General features: G+C 48.7%; 23 protein-coding genes and 2 riboswitches. Of the genes, 18 read left to right on the top strand and 5 right to left on the bottom strand.

The features are described 5' to 3' along the window. The first annotated feature begins 37 nt into the window (after nt 1-37). Nucleotides 38-141, top strand: a riboswitch (purine riboswitch). A gap of 156 nt (nt 142-297) precedes the next feature. From MMB75_RS14060 to MMB75_RS13985, 16 genes are all read left to right on the top strand, one after another. Beyond that, nucleotides 298-915, top strand: a complete 618-nt coding sequence (locus MMB75_RS14060; RefSeq protein ID WP_016822598.1) for a xanthine phosphoribosyltransferase — start codon at nt 298-300, stop codon at nt 913-915. Further along, nucleotides 909-2216: a nucleobase:cation symporter-2 family protein gene (locus MMB75_RS14055; RefSeq protein ID WP_016822599.1), complete on the top strand. Its 1308-nt coding sequence runs from the start codon at nt 909-911 to the stop codon at nt 2214-2216. The genes MMB75_RS14060 and MMB75_RS14055 overlap by 7 nt, the downstream gene beginning before the upstream one ends. A 252-nt stretch (nt 2217-2468) precedes the next feature. After that, on the top strand, nt 2469-2600 hold the full coding sequence (locus MMB75_RS14050; RefSeq protein ID WP_016822600.1) for a hypothetical protein: 132 nt from the start codon (nt 2469-2471) through the stop codon (nt 2598-2600). 382 nt (nt 2601-2982) lie between these two features. Further along, a riboswitch (cobalamin riboswitch) is annotated at nt 2983-3187 on the top strand. A 216-nt stretch (nt 3188-3403) separates the two neighbouring features. Then, nucleotides 3404-4987: an ABC transporter substrate-binding protein gene (locus tag MMB75_RS14045; protein ID WP_039276467.1), complete on the top strand. Its 1584-nt coding sequence runs from the start codon at nt 3404-3406 to the stop codon at nt 4985-4987. 15 nt (nt 4988-5002) lie between these two features. Further along, nucleotides 5003-5932, top strand: a complete 930-nt coding sequence (gene nikB / locus MMB75_RS14040) for a nickel ABC transporter permease (protein ID WP_025366176.1) — start codon at nt 5003-5005, stop codon at nt 5930-5932. Nucleotides 5933-5946: 14 nt separating this feature from the next. Then, on the top strand, nt 5947-6762 hold the full coding sequence (gene nikC / locus MMB75_RS14035) for a nickel transporter permease (RefSeq protein WP_031462489.1): 816 nt from the start codon (nt 5947-5949) through the stop codon (nt 6760-6762). Further along, nucleotides 6762-7679 carry an ATP-binding cassette domain-containing protein gene (locus MMB75_RS14030; protein WP_031462488.1) on the top strand — a complete coding sequence of 306 codons (918 nt, stop codon included), beginning with the start codon at nt 6762-6764 and terminating at the stop codon, nt 7677-7679. The genes nikC (MMB75_RS14035) and MMB75_RS14030 overlap by 1 nt, the downstream gene beginning before the upstream one ends. Next, nucleotides 7676-8452, top strand: a complete 777-nt coding sequence (locus tag MMB75_RS14025) for an ABC transporter ATP-binding protein (RefSeq protein WP_045244751.1) — start codon at nt 7676-7678, stop codon at nt 8450-8452. Before MMB75_RS14030 ends, MMB75_RS14025 begins: the two co-directional genes overlap by 4 nt. A gap of 142 nt (nt 8453-8594) precedes the next feature. Further along, the gene (gene nikA, locus MMB75_RS14020; protein WP_045244750.1) at nt 8595-10220 is read left to right on the top strand and encodes a nickel ABC transporter substrate-binding protein; all 1626 of its coding nucleotides are present in this window, start codon (nt 8595-8597) and stop codon (nt 10218-10220) included. Between the two features lie 45 nt (nt 10221-10265). Further along, entirely contained in the window at nt 10266-11210 is a 945-nt protein-coding gene (nikB, locus tag MMB75_RS14015; protein ID WP_016822607.1) for a nickel ABC transporter permease subunit NikB, read from the top strand. Beyond that, nucleotides 11210-12040 carry a nickel ABC transporter permease subunit NikC gene (nikC, locus tag MMB75_RS14010; RefSeq protein ID WP_045244749.1) on the top strand — a complete coding sequence of 277 codons (831 nt, stop codon included), beginning with the start codon at nt 11210-11212 and terminating at the stop codon, nt 12038-12040. The genes nikB (MMB75_RS14015) and nikC (MMB75_RS14010) overlap by 1 nt, the downstream gene beginning before the upstream one ends. Nucleotides 12041-12059: 19 nt before the next feature. After that, nucleotides 12060-12881, top strand: a complete 822-nt coding sequence (locus MMB75_RS14005) for an ABC transporter ATP-binding protein (protein ID WP_045244748.1) — start codon at nt 12060-12062, stop codon at nt 12879-12881. 41 nt (nt 12882-12922) lie between these two features. After that, nucleotides 12923-13732, top strand: a complete 810-nt coding sequence (gene nikE, locus MMB75_RS14000) for a nickel import ATP-binding protein NikE (RefSeq protein ID WP_045244747.1) — start codon at nt 12923-12925, stop codon at nt 13730-13732. Between the two features lie 140 nt (nt 13733-13872). Then, complete coding sequence (locus MMB75_RS13995) at nt 13873-14682, top strand: transporter substrate-binding domain-containing protein (RefSeq protein WP_016822611.1); 810 nt, start codon at nt 13873-13875, stop codon at nt 14680-14682. Between the two features lie 30 nt (nt 14683-14712). Further along, entirely contained in the window at nt 14713-15429 is a 717-nt protein-coding gene (locus MMB75_RS13990; RefSeq protein ID WP_016822612.1) for an amino acid ABC transporter permease, read from the top strand. 4 nt (nt 15430-15433) lie between these two features. Continuing rightward, nucleotides 15434-16192 (top strand): amino acid ABC transporter ATP-binding protein, encoded by a 759-nt coding sequence (locus MMB75_RS13985; RefSeq protein ID WP_045244746.1) that lies wholly within the window; start codon nt 15434-15436, stop codon nt 16190-16192. Nucleotides 16193-16385: 193 nt separating this feature from the next. Here MMB75_RS13985 and MMB75_RS13980 read toward each other — a convergent pair whose 3' ends face one another. The 4 genes from MMB75_RS13980 to MMB75_RS13965 all read right to left on the bottom strand — a co-directional run bounded on the left by MMB75_RS13980 (nt 16386) and on the right by MMB75_RS13965 (nt 20264). Continuing rightward, entirely contained in the window at nt 16386-17369 is a 984-nt protein-coding gene (locus MMB75_RS13980; RefSeq protein WP_045244745.1) for a FecCD family ABC transporter permease, read from the bottom strand. Next, nucleotides 17366-18388, bottom strand: coding sequence for a FecCD family ABC transporter permease (locus MMB75_RS13975; protein ID WP_277508109.1), 1023 nt, complete (start codon nt 18386-18388; stop codon nt 17366-17368). The genes MMB75_RS13980 and MMB75_RS13975 overlap by 4 nt, the downstream gene beginning before the upstream one ends. A 1-nt stretch (nt 18389) precedes the next feature. Continuing rightward, nucleotides 18390-19367: an ABC transporter substrate-binding protein gene (locus tag MMB75_RS13970; protein WP_045244743.1), complete on the bottom strand. Its 978-nt coding sequence runs from the start codon at nt 19365-19367 to the stop codon at nt 18390-18392. 99 nt (nt 19368-19466) lie between these two features. Beyond that, nucleotides 19467-20264, bottom strand: a complete 798-nt coding sequence (locus tag MMB75_RS13965) for a helix-turn-helix domain-containing protein (protein ID WP_045244742.1) — start codon at nt 20262-20264, stop codon at nt 19467-19469. A 114-nt stretch (nt 20265-20378) separates the two neighbouring features. Between MMB75_RS13965 and MMB75_RS13960 the strand changes: the two genes are divergently transcribed. After that, entirely contained in the window at nt 20379-21392 is a 1014-nt protein-coding gene (locus MMB75_RS13960; RefSeq protein WP_045244741.1) for an asparaginase, read from the top strand. A 38-nt stretch (nt 21393-21430) separates the two neighbouring features. Here the strand turns inward: MMB75_RS13960 and MMB75_RS13955 are convergent, their stop codons facing one another. After that, nucleotides 21431-22378, bottom strand: coding sequence for a Gfo/Idh/MocA family protein (locus tag MMB75_RS13955; RefSeq protein ID WP_045244740.1), 948 nt, complete (start codon nt 22376-22378; stop codon nt 21431-21433). Between the two features lie 112 nt (nt 22379-22490). Between MMB75_RS13955 and MMB75_RS13950 the strand changes: the two genes are divergently transcribed. Beyond that, on the top strand, nt 22491-23450 hold the full coding sequence (locus tag MMB75_RS13950; protein ID WP_031462479.1) for a helix-turn-helix transcriptional regulator: 960 nt from the start codon (nt 22491-22493) through the stop codon (nt 23448-23450). Nucleotides 23451-23459 lie beyond the last annotated feature (9 nt).

Genomic DNA, 23459 nt, shown 5'->3' with positions numbered 1-23459 from the left:
TAGTCTTGAAACCGCCCGCCAGAGGGTGTAGTATACAAGATATCAATTTCATATGACTCGTATAATATTGGGGATATGGCCCAAAAGTTTCTACCGGATGACCACTGTAATCGTCCGACTATGAGTGATAGCGCATCAGCTTCGGATGAATGCGGGCATTTTATTTGTGCGCCAATCCGTCAGGGATTACGACCCCAAGGACAGGCTTCACTTGAGAAACGACTCAAGGGAGCTTGTCCTTTTTTGGTTTTTGCAGGTTTTATTCTATTTTAAGTACAGAGGAGCGATATTCGCATAATGAAAGCTTTGGAAGAACGTATTCGTCAAGAGGGACAAATTTTATCCGATACGGTGTTAAAGGTAGATTCATTTTTGAACCATCAGGTGGATACAGCATTAGCATTGGAGATTGGTAAGGAGTTCGCACGTCTGTTCGGCAGTGCTCCAATTACCAAGGTGCTTACTATTGAAGCTAGTGGTATTCAATTTGCTATGGCCACTGCTATTGCTTTGGGAGTACCGTTCATTTATGCGAAGAAAAAGAAGGCGATCACGCTGAATGAACAGGTATACTTCGCAGAGGTTCATTCGTTCACTCGGCAGGAAACCTATCAGGTGAGCATTTCCCAAAAATATCTCGATGCCAGCGACCATGTGCTGATCGTGGATGATTTTTTGGCAACTGGTGCAGCTTTGGTCGGACTTACCGATATTGTGAAGGAAGCAGGAGCAGAGCTGGCCGGAGTTGGCTGCGTAATTGAAAAGAGCTTTCAGGAAGGCCGTGGACTGTTGGAGCAAAGAGGTATTGCCGTACGTTCTCTAGCGCGTATCGCTTCCATGGCACCGGGCGAAGTCCATTTTATAGAGGAAGCTGGCACGGTAATTCCTCCCGTTAAGGAGAATGTGGGATGTTAAGTAAACAAAAATTATTTGCGCTGGGTTTCCAGCATGTCATGGCGATGTACGCCGGAGCCATTGCTGTCCCTCTAATTGTAGGGGGAGCACTGCACCTGACGCCAGCTCAGATGGCCTATCTAGTGGCTGCTGATTTATTCACTTGCGGGATTGCTACGTTATTACAAATTATGGGCACACGCTTTTTCGGTAGTAGACTTCCCGTCATTTTGGGCTGTACGTTTACGGCAGTAGGACCCATTATCGCAATTGCTTCGACATCAAATCTGGCGACAGCGTACGGTGCCATCATTTTGTCCGGTATATTTGTGGTGCTTGCGGCACCGTTGTATGGCAAACTGTTACGCTTTTTCCCAACAGTGGTTACCGGCTCGGTCGTTACGATTATCGGTCTATCCCTTATTCCGGTGGCGATGAACAATGTAGCGGGTGGTCAGGGCAGCGCGGATTTTGGACAGCCGCGTAATTTGCTGCTGGCGCTGGTTACACTACTGGTTATTCTGCTTGTCAATCGAGTAGCCAAGGGCTTTTTACGCTCGATTTCCGTTCTTATTGGTCTGTTCGCAGGTACTGTAGTCGCCTATGCGATGGGAATGGTGCATTTTGCTCCCGTAGCGGATGCTTCGTGGGTGAGTATTGCGCAGCCGTTTTATTTTGGTAAGCCGGAGTTTAGCATTATGGCAGTATGTACGATGATTATCGTCAATATTGTGAGCATGGTCGAGTCTACGGGGGTTTATCTAGCAGTAGGTAAAGCGATTGATCAGAAAGTGGAGCAAAAGCAAATCGTCAATGGACTTCGTTCGGAAGGACTTGCAATTATGTTGGGCGGTATTTTTAATGCGTTCCCTTACACGGCCTTCTCCCAAAATGTGGGTTTAATCTCGCTGACTCGCGTCAAATCCCGTAACGTTATTTTTGCTGCTGGCGGCATCATGGTCGTCCTCGGTTTGCTGCCTAAGCTGGCTGCCTTGACGACAGTGATTCCTAACGCTGTGCTGGGCGGGGCGATGATCGTCATGTTTGGCTCGGTTGCTGCATCAGGCATGTCTATTTTGTCAGAAGTGGATCTGCGGAAAGAAAGCAATCTGCTGATTGCAGCATGCAGTATTGCCGTGGGCCTAGGCTCAGCTGTTCTGCCGCAAATGTTCGACCAACTGCCGAGCTTTGCCAAAATGCTGCTGCAAAACGGCATCGTATCTGGCTCGATTACGGCAATTGTCTTGAACATTGTTTTGGCAAGAAAACAGGGTGAATCGGTCAAAGGCGTTAATGTCTCAGAAGTTCCACAGAAGGTTTGATGAATAGGAAATAAACAAAAACAGCCGGAGAGAGGGCGTAGCCTCTTTTCCGGCTGTTTGGCATGGGGTTATCCAGAACTAGTTATTTATTAAGCAGCATGAAATTATTGATAAAACCCTCTTTCTGTATGAAGATCGGGGTTTGGATTTTCGAGTGGTAGGAAGAGGCATGGTATAATCTACCTTAAGGACTTTGGATAGTGGTGGATGTTTTCGGATCACGGCGCAGCTTCCCGAAAGGGGGTGAAGCCGATGGTCAACCTTGTGTCGTGCTATGATGTGCTGCGTTGGATGGTTACGTTACTAAGCCTGGTGTTTAGTATTCGTAAGCTTTATCGCTGGCTGCGTCGGAAATTTCGGAACAAGCGAAAACCCACCGCGTAATTAGGTTGGCCCCTAACGGTGGGTTTCGTTCGCATTAACATTCAGTTATGCAGCGCGCCGTGGTGGTGATCCACAGCCTTTCAAGTCCTAAGAGTCTTTGCCGTTGGAGCGGCGAAGGCTCTTTTTAGTATACGGATACGGTGGTTATCTCTATACCTAATTTTAACACGTGAATTGTGTGCACGCAACGTTAAGACATACCTTCAATTGCGCGCAAGCAATGAATAGCCTTGGTCTTGATTCACACTATATCATTCAAATTTAAATTATTACGCAACATTTGTTGACAAGCCAGTAGCAACAAAATAAGATAATCCTAAATCGTAATAAAAAGGAATAAAGGAAGAAAACAGGTGTGAGCCGGACAACTCTATATACGAAGTTTCGTAGAGACGATGTAGATAGTTGTTGAGCGTGTTCACTTAAAAGGGAAGTTCGGTAGATTCCGACACGGACCCGCCACTGTATACAGGCATCAGCAGGGTACTGCTGGAGCTTTCAGAACAAGCCACTGGAACTGTGAGGAACCGGGAAGGCCTGAAAGATACGCTTGGAGTCAGGAGACCTGCCTGTTTTGACATCACTGTCAGACCCACGGGATGCTGGGGAGGTGGTTAGGCGTGCTGCATACGGAATGTCTGAAACCGATCTGATCCCTTCTATGTTTTTGGAGCTGGCTTTGAGGTGAGTTTTGACATTTTATAATGAAAGCATTTCTGACTGCTGATCAAGTGGTTGGGAATGCTTTTTCGCGTTTTGCGTTAGGTTTATACGATTTTACAAGATAGAGGGGGAAATGTGGGATGATAGGCAATCGTAATAGGCGTTCATGGTTCATATGTACAGGATTGCTGCTGCTGATGGCAGTTATGACTCTTTCGGGATGTGGCGCAGCCACGAAGACGGAGGATAGCTCGGGCAAGGGTGAGAACACGTCTGCACAACAGACTCAAGCAGATAAAAAGCTGGTGATGGCGTATACGTGGAAACCGTCAGGCGTCGATCCGCATGGAGACAATAGCTGGGATGTGATGCGTTCCGGTGCCGGTGAGACACTCATTCGTTTGAATGAAAAACTGGAACCTGTAGCTTGGCTAGCCAAGGAGTGGAAGCATGATAGTCCTAATGTGTGGTCGTTCAGCGTGCAGGATAAGGTCACGTTTCATAATGGAAAGAGCATGGATGCAGTAAGTGTAAAAGCATCTTTGCTGCGCTCAATCGAAAAAAGCCATCTGGCGAAGGATTTACTGGATGTGAAGTCCATTGATGTAACTGGTCCGCTGACGCTGAAAATTACGACAAACCAGCCGAATGCAGCGCTGGTATCCAATTTGGCTGATCCGTCAACGATTGTACTGGATGTGGCATCCATGAAAGATGAGCAAAGCTACCCTGCAATGACAGGTGCTTTTAAAATCAAAGCCTTCAACAAGGATCAATCCTTGGTCGTCGAGCGTTATGACGGATACTGGGGCGAAAAGGCGCGATTGGCCGAAGCGACGATGAAATTCATTACGGACGGTAATTCGCGCCTGATGGCGTTACAATCTGGTGAGGTGGATGTAGCGACGGATATTCCGGTAGATAACGCAGAGGTATTAAAAAAGAACGACAAGCTACAAGTGCTGTCGGCTCCATCCTTGCGCACCCATATGATTGTGTACAACATGGAATCACCTGTGTTCAAGGATGCAACCAACCGTAAGGTGGTGGACAGTCTGATTCCGCGCGCATCCATTGTGAGCGCCGTCATGAGAGGCTTCGGTACGGAAGCAAGCAGCCCGTTTCCGAGCATTCTTCCCTTCGGTAAGATTGAGCGCAAAGCATTGGACGGAACGGCGGAGCAGTTGTTGACGAAGGATGGCTGGCAGAAGGATGCCCAAGGTACGTGGACCAAGCAGGGCAAGCCATTCGAGGTTACGCTGCTGACCTTCCCACAGCGTCCGGAGCTATCCGTCATGGCTGAGGTGATTCAGAGCCAATTGCTGAATGAGGGAATCCAGGTCAAGATTCGCAAGGTGGAAAATATCGACGAGGCATTGACCAAAAATGATTGGGATTTTGCTATGTACAGCATGCTCACGGCCCATACAGGGGAGCCGCAGTATTTTATGGACATGTTCTACTCCTCTACAAGTGAAGCGAATGTAAGCCGTTATGCTTCCAAACCGCTGGAGAATATTCTTCACAGCCTGAAGTTGGCGAAGGATACCGCACAGCGTAATGCGGTAACACTGCAAGCGCTGGATATCATCAATACAGATTTACCGCAGTCGTTCATTGTGCACCCTGACAATGTGTTTGGTGTGAAAAAAGGAGTAAAGGGCTTTACACCGCATCCGATCGAGTATTACTACATTACAGCGCAATCTGATATTGCGGAATAACGAGCAACGTATCCTATGATTCGTTTTATATTGGAACGTGTGGCGCAGCTGCCCATCATTGTATTCGTTGTATCTACGCTGACTTTTGTACTGATGAGGCTGGCCCCTGGTGACCCTGCTCTCATTTTGCTCACCGCGCATAATGTTCCTGCTTCTGGGGAGGCGCTAACCGCGCTGCGAAACGAACTGGGCTTGAATGAGCCGCTTCATATTCAATATGTGAACTGGCTGAGGGATGTGTTCACAGGACATTGGGGAACCTCGTATGTGTCCAAGGAGTCAGTGCTAAACGAACTATGGAGCAGACTGCCCGCTACGGTGGAGCTAGCTTTGGCGGGCTTTGCCGTCATGGCGGTGCTTACGCTTGGGATGGGACTGGCTGCCTCGCTAAAAGTCAGCGGTCCACTAGATCGTCTGGGCAGGCTGTTCGCTTTGCTGGGATCGTCAATTCCTTCTTTTTGGCTTGGGTTTCTGCTGATCTATCTATTTTCCGTTCGCTTGGGCTGGCTCCCATCCATGGGAAGGGAGGACTGGACACATTTAGTGCTCCCAGCGCTGACGCTTGGTGCAGGATTGGGAACGGTGCAAGCCCGTGTATTGCGTGCTCAGATGCTGGAGCTGAGTGACCGGAATTTTGTGAAGGCAGCGAGAGCTCGCGGTTTTTCACGTATGCATATTCTCTTTTTTGAGATATTTAAACATGCCGTTCTGCCTATGATCACGCTATTAGGTACGAATCTATCATTTATGCTGGCAGGTAACGTCATCGTAGAAACCATTTTTTCATGGCCAGGGTTAGGAAAGTATTTTATAGATGCAATTACGCAGCGGGATTACCCGGTGATTCAGGGATATGTTATGTTTGCCGCGTTTTTAATTGTAGGTGTTCAGTGTTTGGTGGATGTGGTCCAGACGGTGATAGATCCAAGGCTGCGTTTGCGTTAAGGGGGAAGCTGAAAATGAAAAAGATACGGCTTTCCTTTAGAGGAAGCTTGCTGGCAGGGGGCGCACTGTTTGGCCTGATCGTGCTGCTTGGGTTGCTGGCTCCCTGGGCCGCTCCGCATGATCCTCTGCATGTGGACCTTCTGAACCGTTTGGCACCACCCAGCCGTAAATATCCTTTCGGTACGGATCATCTGGGTCGGGATGTGCTGTCACGGCTCATTTATGGAATTCGGACAAGCGTGTTAATCGCTTGTGCGATTACGGTAGCAACGCTGTGTATTAGTCTGCCCACAGGCATGCTCATTGGTTATGTGCGAGGACGCGTGGATCAGCTGATTATGCGGGGAATCGATGGCGTACTGGCTTTTCCCGATATTATTTTAACGGTGGCGATTGTGGGTATTTTGGGGCCGGGTTTCGTCAACATGACCTTAGCGATTATTGCGGTACGGTGGGCGGGCTATGTCCGCTATATCCGTAGTTTGGTTCAAAAAGCCTGCCAGGAGGACTATGTACGGTATGCCCGTTTGTCCGGCAATTCACACGTGCGCATACTAAGACGTTATGTATTGCCACAAGTATGGCCGCAATTATTGGTATATGCGGTATGGGATATTGGACACGTGGTGTTGATGATCGCTGGACTCTCCTTTCTTGGATTGGGTGTACAGCCGCCCAAGCCAGAGTGGGGCGTGATGCTGCATGATGCAACCTCGTATTTTCAGGTGGCTCCGCATGTTATGATCTTTCCGGGTTTGGCGATTATGCTGTTTGTGCTTGCCTGCCAGCTTCTGGGTGATCATTTTTCAGAAAAGGGGGCGGCGAAATAGTGGGAAAACGACCAGTCATAGGGTGGAAGGATACGATAGAGCGAGCTTACGTACAAAAACCGTTGTTACACGTGGAACATTTGGAGATTAGTCGTACAGGTGCAGGAGCAAGCGGAAGCGAGAGCAATCCGCTACTGCGAGATGTGAACTTTTCCGTCTACCCAGGGGAAATTGTGGCTCTGACTGGACCAAGTGGATGTGGCAAGAGCCTGACCGCACACGCAATCGCGGGTATGCTGGACCCAAGTGTTGGTGTTACGCAAGGGTGCATCTACTATAACGGGGAAGACATTATCCCATTCCATGAACAGCGCTGGCAAAGACTGCGCCGTGAGGATATTGCCCTGCTCATTCAACAATCGCTGAGCGGGCTGAATCCGATCCGTACCGTCCGCGCCCAGCTGACGGATACGCTTAGACTGCACAGGCGGCGCCAAATGCACGCCCAGAAGGAGCAGGGACAGGCTGATCTTGCCCCGTCCCACACTGCATCACAGCAGACCCATCGACGACAGGGCGTAATGTCACGGATGCGACAGATGCTGAACCGTGTCACGGAGCTGGCTGGAGGCCGCACTACTCCAGGGCAGGAAGCTTATTTGTGTTCTCTGCTCCGCAAGGTCGGTTTTGCCGATCCTGAGTATATTCTGTCATCATATCCTTTTGAACTAAGCGGAGGTATGTGCCAAAGGGTGCTGCTGGCTGCAATGTTAAGCTCCGGCCCGCGCCTCTTTATTGCCGACGAGCCCACTACAGCGCTGGATGTGATCAACCGCGACAAGGTTCTGTCATTGCTTTTACAGTTGAGAGAGGATTTCGAGCTCACTATTTTGTTAATTTCACATGATCGTCAGGGTATGAGTCGCGTAGCAGATCGAGTATTGGAGATGACCCCGGAAGGGAGGATGCAACCGTGATATTGGAATTGAAGAACGTCACCAAAGCTTATCCTGTCCGCAGACGGAGAAAAGGCTGGTTCAATACGAAACACAGTGAGCAGGCTATAAAGAAAGTGAGCTTGGAATTACGACAGGGAGAATGCCTTGGACTGGTTGGAGAAAGCGGAAGTGGCAAAAGTACGCTGGCACAGTGTATCCTGGGGCTAGAGTCGTTGACCTCGGGGGAAATCTGGCTGAATCAGCAGCCCATACATACCGGAAGGATGAAAGATATTCATCTGTACAAACGAATCCAGTTAGTCGCGCAGGACTCGGCCTCCTCACTGCATCCCCGTATGACCATTCGAGATATTCTGATGGAGCCGATCTGCAACTATTTTCCTGAGCGAAAAGTAAGGGCACTGGATATCTGCCTTTCCTTACTGGAATCGGTAGGGTTAGAGGCTGACAGTCTGAAAAAATACCCTGCGCAGCTAAGCGGTGGACAAAAACAGCGGGTGTGCATTGCTCGGGCGTTGGCCGTTGAACCAGAAATCATCCTGTTCGATGAATCCGTCGCCAATCTGGATACGACAACCCAGTCCTCCGTGCTGAACATGCTCAAAAGAATGCAGCTCGAACGTCAGTTGTCCTATCTTTTCATCACCCATGATCTTCAATCCACCCGTACGTTCTGTGATCGTGTTGCCGTCATGGTTCAGGGAGAGATCGTGGAAATATTTGAGGATTGGGATGAAGAGCTAGTGAAGCATGAATACACGCGTACTCTATTTCAAACGTTGGCGGATTAATCCATAAATTTAATATTATACAAATTCAAAATAAATAAGAGCTTTGCTTGTCGAATATTGTTGACAAAATATAATGTGGTACCTATTCTAAATATGATTATGATAATCATTATCACATATATAGAAAAGGGGAAATACATTGATGTCCGTTCGACACCGCAAGACTGCCACCTTTATGTTGGTGACGCTCCTCTTATTATCCGTTATTCTGGGCTGCGCGAAGCAGGAGAACACACCTGCATCCACCTCTACTAACGGAGCTGCCAATGAAAAGTCGATCACGCTATCGTGGCCACGGGACATTGGTACAATGAATCCTCACGTATACAACCCTTCCCAGCTATTTGCACAATCCATGATTTATGAGCCGTTAGTCAGCTACAAGCAAGGAGGCAAGCTAGAGCCTGCTTTGGCTGAATCCTGGACCATATCCAAGGACGGCAAGACATATACGTTTAAGCTGCGTAAAGGTGTGAAATTTTCCGATGGAACGCTATTTAATGCGGCGATTGTGAAAAAGAACTTTGACGCTATTATGAAAAATGAGAAAACGCATAGCTGGCTTGGTATAGTAGGCGTTCTCGATAAAACTGAAGCTGTAGATGACAGTACGTTCCGAATGACGCTCAAAGAGCCATACTACCCAGTTATTCAGGATCTGTCTGTCGTTCGCCCGTTCCGTTTTTTGGGTGAAGCCGGGTTCCCGGATGATGGAGATACGTCCAAAGGAATTAAGAAACCTGTAGGTACAGGACCTTGGATGCTGGATGAATACAAGCAGGATGAGTATGCAACCTTTAAGCGTAACCCGAATTATTGGGGTACTGCACCGAAGGTGGACAAAATTACGGTCAAAATTATTCCCGATGGTGAAACACGTGTAATGGCCTTTGAAAAAGGCGACCTGGATCTGATTTATGGAGAAGGTGTTATTAGCCTGGATGCTTTCAAACAGCTTCGCGACGCGAATCAGTATGTTACCACGCTGTCCGAGCCTGTCGGCACAAGAAGCCTGTTGCTCAATTCGTCCAATCCCAAGCTGGCAGATCTTCGGGTACGTCTGGCACTCCAGCATGGATTTAACAAGCAGGCGATGGTGGAAGGCGTAACCTCGGGGCTCGAGGAAACAGCGGATACGGTTTTATCCAAAAACTACCCGTATACGAATGTCGACTTACAGCCAATAGGCTATGATGTGGAAAAATCCAAAGCATTGTTGGATGAGGCTGGCTGGAAGCTGCCCGCAGGCGGCACAGTACGGGAGAAAGACGGACAACAGCTGGATTTTGAGCTGATTTTCGATAAGACCGATCCGATCCAAAAGGCGATGGCTGAAACCATTCAGGCTGAATGGGGAGAGCTGGGTGTCAAAGTGAATCTGACCGGACTGGAGCTGACGGTTCAAATCAAGCGGCTTAGATCCAACCAGTTTGATCTGTATTTCTGGTACAACTATGGTGCGCCTTATGATCCGCATTCCTTTATTAATGTTATTGCCAAGAAGAGCTTCGGAATTTCTGAGGTGCTGAGCGCCCTTCCGATGAAGAAGGATCTGGATCAGCAAGTACACGAAGCACTTTCATCGACAGACGAAACAAAGCGTCAGGAGCTGTACGCCTCAATCCTGAAGACACTTCAGGAGCAATCTGCAATTGTACCTATTTCGTATATTAAGAAGACGGCAGTGTATCAGAAAAAGATTACTAATTTTGTATTCCCAGCTAATCGGGATGAAAATCCATTTGAGGGAATTGAAATTGGAAAGTAACTGAAACGGGAAGGTAACGTTAATTTACAGGATAGGAGGACAACTATGATTAGCTATATCGGGAAGCGAATGGTAGCGGTCATTCCTATTGTTCTCTTTGCCACCCTTGTTACCTTTGCACTCATTCACATTTCACCGGTTGATCCGGCTGAAGCTTATTTGACGGCTGCTCATATTTATCCTACCCCGGAAATTCTGGAGCAGAAAAGGCATGAGTTCGGGCTGGATCAGCCATTGCTGACACAGTATATGCATACACTTCAAAGAATCAGTCGGTTGGACTTTGGTAGTTCGTATCTGACCAACAAGCCAGTGTGGGATGAGGTGAAGGCTCGATTGCCTGCCACTGTTGAGCTGGCCTTAAGCAGCATGGCATTATCCATCGTGGTGAGCATTCCGCTGGGTGTGTTGGCGGCGATGCGTAAAAATGGCTGGATCGACATACTGAGTCGAGGGATTTCGTATTTCGGGGCATCTATTCCCCAGTTCTGGCTGGGATATTTGTTAATCTTCTTTTTCTCTGTACGATTGGACTGGCTACCTGTAGAGGGTCGGGGAACGTGGCAGCATCTGGTGTTGCCGACGTTGACTCTGTCGCTGGTTCTGATTGCTTTATATACGCGCCTGTTGCGCTCCAGTGTGCTGGAACAGCTTCAGGAAACGTATGTCCAGTATGCCAGAACCAGAGGAATACGCGAGCGTGTGATTATGCTCAGGCACATACTCAAAATGGCCATTACTCCGCTAATAACAAGTATGGGCATGAACCTGGGCAAGTTGCTGACTGGAACGATTATTGTGGAGCAGGTGTTTTCATGGCCTGGGTTTGGCCGTTATTTCGTGGAAGCCATTTTTAACCGGGATATTCCCGTCATACAATGCTATGTGTTTTTGGCGGCATGCCTGTTCATCGTATGCAATTTGCTCGTTGATCTGGTGCACTTGTATATGGACCCCCGAATTTCTTCGAAGGGACGAGCAGAGCAGTGATGATAAGGTTGCGTAAAATGTTCAAAGGTCAAAAGGTAATCGTGGTTTGCTCTGTCGTGCTGGTAGCCCTTTTTATCATAATGGCGCTGGCTCCGTGGCTAGCTCCTCATGATCCGGTTAGAGTCAATTTACTGCATAGGCTGGAAGGCCCCTCAAAAGAGTATTGGCTGGGAACGGACCATCTGGGTCGGTGTAATCTATCCCGGCTGCTGTATGGAGCGCGAATTTCGCTCGGCTTTGCGACATTAATTTTCTTGTCCTCGCTTAGTATCGGTGTTGTGATCGGATCAGTTGCAGGTTATTTGGGCGGTTGGGTCGATAGTGTACTGATGCGGTTTTGCGAAGGCATTATGGCGTTTCCCAACTTGGTGCTTGTGCTCGGCATTGTTGGTATTTTTGGGCCAGGTCTCATGCAGGTGCTGTTTGCCTTGATGCTGGTGCAGTGGGTGTACTATGCCCGAATGTGCCGCAATATGGTCGTCAGTCTGAAAGAGCAGAATTTTATAGCGGCCGCAAGGATTAGCGGCTCCTCCTCAGGGGCCATTATCCGGCGGCACATCATTCCGAATGTGCTGCGGCCGATTGTGGTCATTGGTACGCTGGAGATGGGCTGGGCGATCATGGATATCTCCGCGTTGTCATTCCTGGGTCTAGGCATCCAGCCGCCGACTCCTGAATGGGGAGCCATGATTCATGAGGGAACGGGATACATCCGCAGTCATCCGGAATTAATGATTTATCCGGGTATCATGATTCTGCTGGTGGTAATGGCCTTCAATATATTGGGAGAGGCGTTGTCCGACCGATATGGAATTGCCAAACGTCAGTAAAACAGGAGTGGGGACAACGATGGAGGACACAGCCAAGACGCAGGTGCTGGAGGTCAGTGGCTTGCAGGTAAAGCTCAAAACTGATGCAGGGGCGGTATCTCTGCTGGAACCTATCCATTTTGAACTGAAAAAGGGGCGGGTTCTGGGTCTTGTCGGCGAGAGTGGTAGCGGTAAAACAGTAACCTGTAACGCGCTGCTCCAGCTACTGGATCGCCAGACGATGGATGTGGAAGGCAGTGTTCGTCTGAACGGACGTGAGTTGAATGGAATGCCAGCCGAGGAGATGCGCCGCATTCGGGGCAAGGCAATTGCTTTTATTATGCAAAATCCGATGAGGGCTTTTACGCCAGTATATACGATTGGGGATCAGTTTATGGAAACGATCCGCACGCATACCGGATTAAGTAAACGACAGGCCCGTGATCTTGCTATAGCGGCTCTGGAAAATATGAATCTGCCCAATCCAGCCAAGCTAATGAAGTGTTATTCGTTTCAGTTGAGTGGCGGGATGCTGCAACGGGTCATGATCGCCATTTCCATGTGCCTGCGGCCAGCAGTGGTTATTGCGGATGAACCGACGACGGCACTCGATGTGGTTAATCAGCTACAGGTGCTGAGAGAGTTGGATCGCTTACGTACGGAATATGACACGTCTATTTTGCTGATCTCGCATGATCTGGGTGTCATCTCCCAAATGGCGGATGAAGTGGCAGTGATGCAGCGGGGGCGTATTGTTGAGCAGGCAGAGGTGTTTCAGTTGTTCGACCATCCACAGCATGAATATACGAAAATGCTGTTGCAGGCCAGGCCTAAGTTGTCCCTTCAGGGCATAAATCAGTAGGGCGATGAGTTGCCTGTTGGATACTTTCAAAAGGGGAGCAAATGCATGTGCTGCAAGTGAAGGAAGTAACTCATAGCTATAGAAAGCGCAAATGGCTGGGCCGCTCCGAATCACGTCTCCCTGTGCTCACTGATGTGTCGCTTACCATAGAGAGCGGATTTTGCCTAGGACTGCTTGGAACCAGTGGAGCGGGGAAGAGCACGCTGGGCAAGGTTATTCTGGGGCTGGAGAAGCCGCAGGAGGGTCAGGTGCTGTTTCAGGGGCAGGACATCTATAATGGAAGTCCTCAAGTACGCAGGGGATTGCGACGGGATATGCAGGTTGTATTCCAGGACTGCTATTCTGCTGTAAACCCTCGCATGACCGCCGGACAGATTATCGGAGAGCCCTTGGACAATTACGAGCGGTTATCAGTGCAGGAACAAAAAAGAACGGTAGAAAATCTGCTGGAGCGGGTGGGTCTTAAGCCGGAGGATCGGAATAAATATCCGCATCAATTCAGCGGCGGACAATTACAGCGGATTAACATTGCACGGGCGATTGCGCTCAGACCCAAGCTGATCGTACTGGATGAGTCCGTCAGCAGTCTGGATATGGTTCATCAGATGCGCATTTTATCCCTGTTGGAAGAGCTGAAAACTTCATTTGGATTGTCATATCTGTTTATCACACATGATATTCGAGCGGCCTACGCCGTCTGTGATGGCATTGCTGTGATGGAACAAGGGAAATTAGTCGAGCACTGTGCTGAGAAAGATCAGATTTTTGAATCTGCTCACCCGGCTGTACAATGTTTAATTTCGTCCATTTTGCCGGAGCATCCAGCAGACCGCCTTCCGCTTCATGAATAACAACTGACCCGCAAGGGTCTTTTTTTGTGCGGCATCTGGTTAGATAATCAAAATGAAATTTGCTAGTTGTATTATTTGAATAACTCGTTATAATATAAAATCATAGTAAATTACTTGGATTTTAAAAGGGGATGTCATTTATGAAGAAATCTGCTTGGGTAGCAGCGATTGGGCTATCTCTTGTGTTAATAACGGGTGCCTTGAGTGGTTGTTCCTCGAAGGAAGCGGCATCAGGGGATAAGGTACTCTATGTGGGGACACAAAATGACTACCCGCCGTTTGCCTTTACGAATGATAAAAATGAGCTGACCGGATACGATGTGGAAGTAGTCAAGGAGATCGATAAGAAGCTGGACGGCTATAAGATTGAATTTGTACCTTCGGGCTGGGATGCGATATTCCTTGCGCTGGATGCGAATAAAGTGCAGATCATCGCAGATGAAGTTGCCAAAAATCCTGAGCGTGAGAAGAAGTATTTGTTTTCGGATGAGTCCTATTTCTCGGCTCAGTCGGTTATTATTGTGAAAAAGGGTAGAACGGATATCCATTCTCTCAAGGATTTGGAGGGCAAGAAGGTAGCCGCCTCGGTAGGCGATTCCTATACGCAGTTGCTGGAGCAGTATAATGCGAAGAACGGTAACAAAATTATTTTAAAATATAATGATACAGGCACTTCGTCCGACAACCTTCAAGATGTGCAAAATGGCCGAGTGGACGCTTATGTGAATGATCCAGTGATGGCGGCAGCAACGATCAAGAAGGAAGGCTTACAGGTGGAAGCTGTGGGCGAGCCTGTGCAAAGCGATAACATCAATCTAGTGTTCAAGAAGGATAAGCAGGGTGAAGAACTGAAAGCTAAAATCGACCCGATTATTAAAGAGCTTAAAGCGGACGGAACACTGAAAAAATTGTCTGAACAGTGGACAGGTGGAGAATTTATTCCTCAGTAATCACAATGTAAAGAATAGAGTGGGGTTCCTATGGAAAAGCTGTTTGATTTAGATTATATGCTGAAAAGCCTTCCCCAGATCGTGGAGTATCTCCCCGTTACCTTATGGATTGCGTTTGTCTCCATGCTGCTGGGTGCGATCATCGGGTTAGCTACGGCCTTAATCCGGATATACAAGGTGCCTGTCTTGGCACCCTTGTCTACATTGTATGTCTCGTACATCCGGGGAACACCGCTCATTGTGCAGCTGTTTCTCGTATATTACGGAATACCCAAGTTTTTGTATTATTTTCAGAGCGAATATGGCTTCTTGCAGCAATTCAATGTCTACGTCATTCCACCCGAGCTGTTTGCGTTGCTCTCATTTTCATTGAACCTGGGGGGGTATTTGTCGGAGACGTTCCGGGCAGCGATTCATTCGGTCGATCGGGGACAGTTTGAGGCGGCCAATTCCATCGGAATGAGCCAAACACAGATTATGCTTAAAATTGTATTGCCGCAGGCGCTAACGGTGGCTTTGCCCAATCTGGGAAATACGCTGATCAGTACAGTGAAGGATACGTCTTTTATCTTTATGATTGGTGTCGTCGATATGATGGGACAGGCCAAAATTATGGGCGCGCGGGCGTTGGCTTTTTTTGAGGTCTATGTTGCGGTGTCTTTGATCTACTGGCTGGTGTGCATCATTATTGAGCGCGGGCTTGTTGTGCTGGAGAAGCGTATCCGAATATACGAAAGAAGTGAGTAAGGGCATGATTCAACTTCATCAAATTGATAAGCATTTTGGGCAGCATCATGTGTTAAAGGGCATAGACCTGACAGTAGGTAAGGGAGAAGTGGTGGTCATTCTGGGCCCAAGCGGATCGGGGAAGTCCACACTGCTGCGCAGCATTAATTTTTTGGAACAGCCGACCAGCGGTACCATTGAAATTGATGGCCTGAAGGTAGATGCAGCCAAGGCCGGAAAAAAGGACGTTCTCGGACTGCGGATGGCAACGGCAATGGTATTTCAGCAATATCAGCTGTTTAAAAATTTGAATGCACTCCACAACGTGATGGTTGGTCTGACCAGTGTGAAAAAGATGGATCGCAAGCAGGCAAGGGAGATCAGTGAAGGCATTTTGGAAAAGGTCGGGTTAAAGGATCGTATGACCTATTATCCTGCCCAGCTTTCGGGTGGACAGCAGCAGCGTGTTGCGATTGCCCGCGCTTTGGCGCTGAATCCGCAGGTGCTGTTGTTCGATGAGCCGACATCCTCGCTTGATCCTGAACTGGTGGATGAAGTGCTGTCCGTGATTCAAAAGGTGGCGAGTGAAGGCAATACGATGATTATTGTCACGCATGAGCTTGGTTTTGCGAGGGATGTAGCGGATCGGGTCGTGCTGATGGAGCATGGTGCGATCGTAGAACAGGGACCGGTGGAGCAGTTTTTCAATCATCCGAAGGAAGAACGGACACGGCAATTTTTGGGCAAAGCTTTGGGGCAAAGAACGTTACAGGAGCAACCGTAATCCGTAAAGTGACGCGGAAAGGGGTAGAACTTAGAGTAAAAAGCACGTTAGACTTATCGCAGGAGAAGGGAAACCTGTCGTATGTCTGACGTGCTTTTTGGCGTGCTATATATAGATGCATCAGGCTACTAGTGGATGTACCCGGAGAATCCTCAGGTAGGATGAAAGGTCTTTTCCTGTGGGTATCGGGGAATCAGAATGATCTTCTGCTGCGTTCCTTCCGCAGTAAATACACAAAATAAGGAGCGCCCACAAGTGCTGTCATGATCCCGACGGGTATTTCACGTGGAACAATGAGCATTCTGCCCAAGATGTCGCCCAGCAGCATCAGATTCGCTCCCAGCAGGGCAGCCAGCGGAATCAGCCACTGATTGTGGCTGCCAACAAATCTTCGAGCCATATGGGGTGCCATCAGTCCGATGAAGCCGATGGCGCCGACCGCCGAGACTGAAATTCCGGCCAGTGTAACGGCAAGCAATAGAAGCAGCAGGCGCTGGCGAGTCATATGTACCCCGAGGGAAGTAATGGTCTCATCGCCAAGCTGGTAAACATTCAGCTTTCGGTAGCTGCCCCAGACCAAGGGCAGCAAGACAATGATCCAGGGCAGCAGTGAGATGACCTCCCGCCAGCTCCGGCCCCATAGGCTGCCTGACATCCAGAGCAAAGCCGTGTTCACATTGGTCGGATGGGTTACGATGAGATACTGCGTGGCTGCCATGAGGATGGCCCCCATAGCGACCCCGACCAGAGCTAGAGCTGCTGGCGCCAGCGTAAGTCTACGGCTGAGCAGCAGCAGAATCAGGAATGTTCCCACGGCTCCGCCAAACGCCGCCAAGGGCAGGATATAGGCTGGAGACTGGGGGAACAGGAAAATCACAGCCGCCGCTGCAAATCCGGCTCCTTTGGAAATGCCGATCACGTCAGGACTGGCTAGCGGATTGCGAAACAGACTTTGCAGAATAGCTCCTGCCACGGCTAGTCCCATGCCTGCCAGCAGTCCAACCAACGTCCGGGGCAAGCGAACCTCGTATACGATAAAATGAAAACGGCTGTGCGTATCCAGCAGAGCCGAGCTGACATCACGCAAGGGAATAGGAAGTGCTCCCACACTGACCGAAACGATGCCGAGCAGGAGCAGCAAAAGCAAGGCGGCCACAAGATAGAAAGTTCTGGTCATCGTGTCCCCCTCCTTTTTTTACGGGCCAGATAGATAAAAAACGGCCCCCCGATAGCAGAGGTTACAATTCCCACGGGCGATTCGAACGGAAAAGAAATGATGCGGCTGAGGAGATCCGCATACACCAGCAGCAGTCCTCCGCCAAGCGCTGTCATCGGAACGAGCAACGAGAGACGTGTTCCAACCAGCGCCCGGGCGATGTGGGGTACGATCAGACAGACAAAGCCGATCGGTCCGCATACCGCCACGGCTGAGCCTGCCATTACGATAACCAGCAGCAGAGCCAGCGCTCGAACAAGAGGGACGCGCTGCCCTAGTCCGGCTGCGATCTCATCCTCCAATAGCAGCAGTCGCAGGGCTGGCAACAGCATAACGAGCAGCACAAGGCTCGCAATGAAAAAAGGAAGTATCATTCGTACCTCTGTCCAGCCCGCCTGACTGACAGAGCCAGCCAGCCAGAAAATCATGGACTCCGTAGAGTACTGATTTAATATAATGAAGCCCTCTGTTAGTGACGACAGCATGAAATGAATGGTGATGCCCGCCAGCGCCAAGCGAACAGGCTGCTTGTCTGCGAATCCAGCCAGCGACCAGACCAGCCATGCACCTGCCGCTGCCCCAGCAAAGGCCATCAGCATCGTGGATGTTGCCGATAGCTGTGCGGATAAGACGAGTCCCAGCACCACGGCGAGAGAAGCCCCAGCGTTAATGCCAAATACATGTGGTGAAGCCAGCGGATTTCGTGTGGTGAGCTGGGTCAATAGCCCCGCCAGCGCCAGCAGGATACCGACCATGCAGGCGGTCAGGGTGCGCGGCAGGCGCAGCGTCTGAATGTACAGATGTACCTTGTCGCTGCGCTGATAGGTCAATGCCTGATACAGTTCAGCCCACGATATAGAGGCGGGGCCCCATTTGAGGCTGAATAACAAGCCCAGGATTAATAAAATCAAAGATACTAAAAACAGGAAGAGCAGAAACCGCGAACTGCTCTGCTTCTTTGAGGATATGGAATAGATCATTTTACTTCTCTCCCAGGCTGTTTACGATGTCCTCGGCTATTTTTTCACTTCCCAGCATCCCGCGGGACAAGGACCAATTACGTCGTTCTACCGTAAATACACGGTTGTTTTTAACTGCGTTTATTTTTTGCCACAAGGGATTGCTTTCCCACTGGTTCACGATCGTTGCAGGGTCTGTCGGCATCAGGAACAGTACCTGTGGATTGGCTTCAACCAACTGCTCCAGCGTCAGCTCGGGATATGCCTTGTCGCTGTGTACCGGATCGGTAAAGCCTAATAGCTTCACAATGGAGCCAGTATACGCATGGTCCGAATGGGCGAAGAAGCCTTTAGGATTGACGACAGCAGGCAGTACGGTCAAAGAGGTGTTCTTCAGCTTCTTTTTGGCTGCATCCATTTTGACCTGATGTTCTTTTAGGCGTTTTTGAGCCTCTTCACTTTTACCTACGGCCGTAGCGAGGATCGTGTAGTTTTTTAGCATATGCTCATAGTCTGCCTGAAAATCGTCCAGTGCCAGCACTGGGGCAATGCCTTTCAATTGAGTTAGGGCATTTTTGTGCTTATTAATATCCACAATAATCAGATCAGGCTGCAATGAGCTGATCAGTTCAATGTTGGGTTCATAACGGGAGCCTACGGAAGTGTAGTCCTTCAGCTTACTTTTCACGGAATCCATGAACAGCTCAGGCGTACCGTCATCGGCAATTCCGATAGGCTGCACACCCAGAGTCACCAGCATGTCCGTAAAGCTGAAATCCATTGAAATAATACGTGCAGGCTTGCCTGGTAAAGTGACAGTTCCGAGTGCGTCCTGAACGGTGATACGGTCTCCGTCAGATGAGCTGTTCGCTGGTTGGGAACCCGTCGAATTGTCGTTTGCCGCAGTCTGATTCGTGGAGGATGAACTACAAGCTGCCAAGCTAATAGCGAGCAGTAAGGTGAAGGTGAGACCCAATATACGTGTAAACCAATGATGCATCCTGTTTCCTCCTGATAATAATAATTATTCTCATTTGAATTTTAGCGGCAACCTCTCTTTTATACCATGTCTGATTTGTAGACGTTACATGTTATATTATTAGATTCTTTCAAACTGGGTGGGGGAGCAGCCGACTTCTTTTTTAAAAATACGACTAAAATGAAAATAATCCGTAAATCCGACCCGTTGGGCGACTTCCTTGGCTGGAAGTCGGGTCTGCTGGAACATTTGCTTCGCTTTTTGGATACGGAGATGACGTAAATACTGGGTCATGGTCACGCCAGTGGCTTTTTTGAACAACACCGTGTAATGTCCTTCACTCATGCCCGCCCGATCAGCCAGAAGCGGCAAGGTCAGCTTGAGCATATAATGCTCATGGATATAAGACAGGGATTGTTCAATAGATACCGATGAGTTGTGGTTGTCCTGCACCATATGCGTCTCATAGATATAAATGAATAGCAAGCGCTCCAGAAGTAGTCTTTTTCGAAATTGCCGGGCCGCCTTTTCCACGCCAGCTTCATCCTGAATGCTTGGGGCTGTTGTTCGTAGCAGCTCGTCCAGCATATATTTGATTTTGTATTCACTCAAGGTACGCAACGGACCATGCAGCGTCCAATCCGTGGATTCGCCTTGCAGCACACGATACGTAAGCACGATATATTCGGCTTCCCGGGTTTTGGGGACCTGAATGCTGCAAGCGCCATATTGATTATGAAAGGCAAAGCCCTGCGTGAAAATAACCGGCTCTTGGTCTTTAGCTGAGAGAGTGACATGTCCGTGCAGCGCAACAATCAGGAGATGGCTGTCGGAGCCAGGATGCAGGGTCTGAGAGGTGTTGCCGTATTCGATATGCTCCAGCAACGGGATGACGGTTGCTAGCTGCTCCAGATTCATGAATGCACCATCCTTCATTATTTCTTTTCTTTAGCAAAGTAGCTAATCACCCTTATTCATGATAAATTCTAAGAACAATAAAGTGAAGTTGTAATCGGGAAGGAACATTGGCAAATGAAAAAGGTTCTGTTCATTAATACCGGAGGAACAATTTCTTCCTCCTATCAGGAAAACGGCCTGACTCCAACTCAATCGGCTGAAAATATTTTGGCTGAAATTCCAGAGCTCCAGGAAATTTGCGAGATTGATGCCTACAATCTGATGAGCATTGATAGCACCAATACACAACCAGAGGATTGGGCTTCCATCGCCCGGATGGTACATCGTTCGCTCGATCAATACGACGGTATTGTTATTGCCCATGGCACGGATACGATGGCTTATACGGCTTCAGCCCTGAGCTTTATGTTGGGGACTGTGGACAAACCCGTCGTTGTGACAGGGTCACAAGTATCCATATTGGCGGAGCACAGCGATTCCAAAAAAAATGTAATTGACTCATTCCTGACCGCATGTGGCGAGGTAGCAGGGGTTTTTGTCGTGTTTAATGGCAAGATTATCAACGGCAGCCGCAGCTCGAAGATCAGAACACGCAGCTATAATGCTTTTGAGAGTATTAACTATCCGTACATAGGTCTCGTGGAGAATGGCAAGGTGGTCTATACGGAGGGCGTATTTGCAAATCGTGATACCGTTCGTCACCCATACAATGACAGGTATGCTTCTGAAGTATTTCTGCTCAGGCTGATTCCAGGTACAAACCCGGCGATTTTTGATGCTATTCAGAGCTTGGGCTATAAAGGTATCGTCATTGAGGGCTTTGGCATGGGCGGCGTGCCTTTTAAAGAAAGGAGCCTCATCAGTAAAATTGAGGATCTGATGAAGGACGGTATGAGTATTGTTGTTACCACTCAATGTCCTTATGAGGGCGGGGACCTGACGATTTATGAGGTAGGGCAGAAGGTGCTGGAAAAGGGTGTTATTCCGGGGTATGACATGACAACAGAAGCGCTGGTAACGAAAATGATGTGGGCGTTGGGCCAGACAACTGACCCGGCTGAGGTAGCCAAGATTATGGCAACGAACTACGCGGACGAAGTGTCCCTGCCTGCGGATACAGCTTCCTGATAGGAAGCTGATTTCCGAAGGTACGGGCTAACTATCGGCTAACGCCGAGCTTGCTCCAGTCTGTTTTTAATCTCAATGGCCATTTCCAGTGCTTGTACGGCCGACTCCAATGGAATCAGACATTCCGCATGTCCGCCAAAGCAATCAAGTGCATGATCCCAACTTTTTTCGTATGGATTGGCGGATTCGAGGTTGATTTTTTGCTGTCCTGATGCGGTATACTCAAATAATGCGGTGGGTATGGGATCGTTTTCGTCACTCTCATGAAATACCAGCTTGGCTTTTTCAAAATAAGCTTCATAGGCCACCGTGAAAGGATAGCTTTTCGGCATATGGGAAGAAGCGATGACTTCTGTGAATGTATCCCGATGCTGAAAATAAGCCCGAACTTGTGCCTGTTCGGGATGGACTACCTCTGTACCCCACACTGTATATGGATCACATGGACCCCATAGCCAGGTGAATAGATCCAGTTCATGAATCATGAACTGCGTAGGGATGGAACTTAGTCCAAGGTCTCCCCACAGGGGAGGGGTTTCTCTTTTTAAGGACAAGGAAATGAGTTTTCCGTATTTTTGTTGGCGATAAGCCTCGTACAGATAGGTATAGGCAGGATCAAACTTAATGAACTGGTTAACCAGAATTTTTTTGCCATATTGCTTCTCAGCTTGTTGCATAAGAAGAGCGTCTTCGAGATGAAAGCAAACCGGTGTTTCACAAAATACATGCTTCCCGTGCTTTAGCGCATCAATGGCATGTGACCTATGCAGGTGGGAGGGCAGGCATAGATCGACGATATCCACGTCCGGATCCAGCAGAATATCCTCTATATTTTGTGTGACTTCTACGTTTAGCTCCTCTTTCAATTTTTGCAGCTTGGTTTCGTTCCTTCCAAATACAATGAGTCTGTTTACCTTGGGATGGTTGTTTAACAGCGAGGCATGATACGCGCCGAATCCCGTCCCCAAAATTCCAATATTCATCATCCATTACACCCCCTTACTTCTATGATACACACCTATTGCTGCCAACAGGGTGTCAACAATCTTTGCATCATCTTTTCATTTCGGGTTAACCATCTATTGTGGAGGTATGATTGTGAGACTGCATCGTTTAATCGCGATTTTATTATGTATCGAATCTAGAGGGAGAATGAAGGCCAGGGAATTGGCGTTGGCACTGGAAACCTCTGTACGCTCCATTTACAGGGATATCGACCTTCTGGCTGAAGCCGGAGTTCCGATTGTTACCGCATCCGGTCCGAAGGGCGGAATTTATTTAATGGAGGGTTATACGGCAAACCTGAAGCAGTTGAATGGCGGGGATGTCATTCAGTTGTATTTAACGGGGATGGGCATTTATACGGGCGGGTCCACGGAATCGGGTTTGAAGTTAAAGAATACTTTGCTCAAACTGGAACAGACGATGCCGGCCCCCTATCAATCCGATATTCAAAAAGCCAAAGCTCGGTTTTATTTTGATGATACACCGTGGTGGACGGAACGTATAGCGATTCCTTGTCTGGAAGCCGTGAGAGCGGCAGTATGGGGGTCCTATAAAATAACTATACAATATGAGAAAGCTGACGGCTCTTGCACTTCTCGCCATGTACATCCCTATGGACTGGTGGTGAAAAAAGGAGATTGGTATCTTATAGCCTTTTGTGAAGTCGGGCAGGAGATTCGGACTTTTAAGTGTGAGCGAATTATGGAAATTCAGCCGTCTGCCGAAGTCTTTGAGGTTCCTGGGGATTTCTCGCTGGAACATCATTGGATGAAGCAAGAAAGCGCGTTTAAGCAGCTTTGTAGAGAGAAAGAATACTATCCTGTTCTGGTCCGAGCGACTAAGAAGCAAGCTGGAATACTAGCGAAAAGGATGGAAATCATCCAGTCTGTACAGGAAGGCAATCACTTCATTCTAACCGTCAACATGTATAGCTATGAAGCGGCCTGCCGCGATGCGATGGATTGGATCGGCCGGGTTGAAATCGTGGAGCCTGCAATACTCCGACAGTTTGTGAAGGAGGAAATTAGCCGACTCCAGAGGATATACGGTTAAATCATCAAA

The organism is Paenibacillus sp. P2(2022) (genome assembly GCF_029522175.1).
GTDB lineage: Bacteria > Bacillota > Bacilli > Paenibacillales > Paenibacillaceae > Paenibacillus > Paenibacillus polymyxa.
The sequence above is the reverse complement of the archived record's forward strand: the minus strand, read 5'-3'. Positions and strand labels throughout refer to the sequence as shown.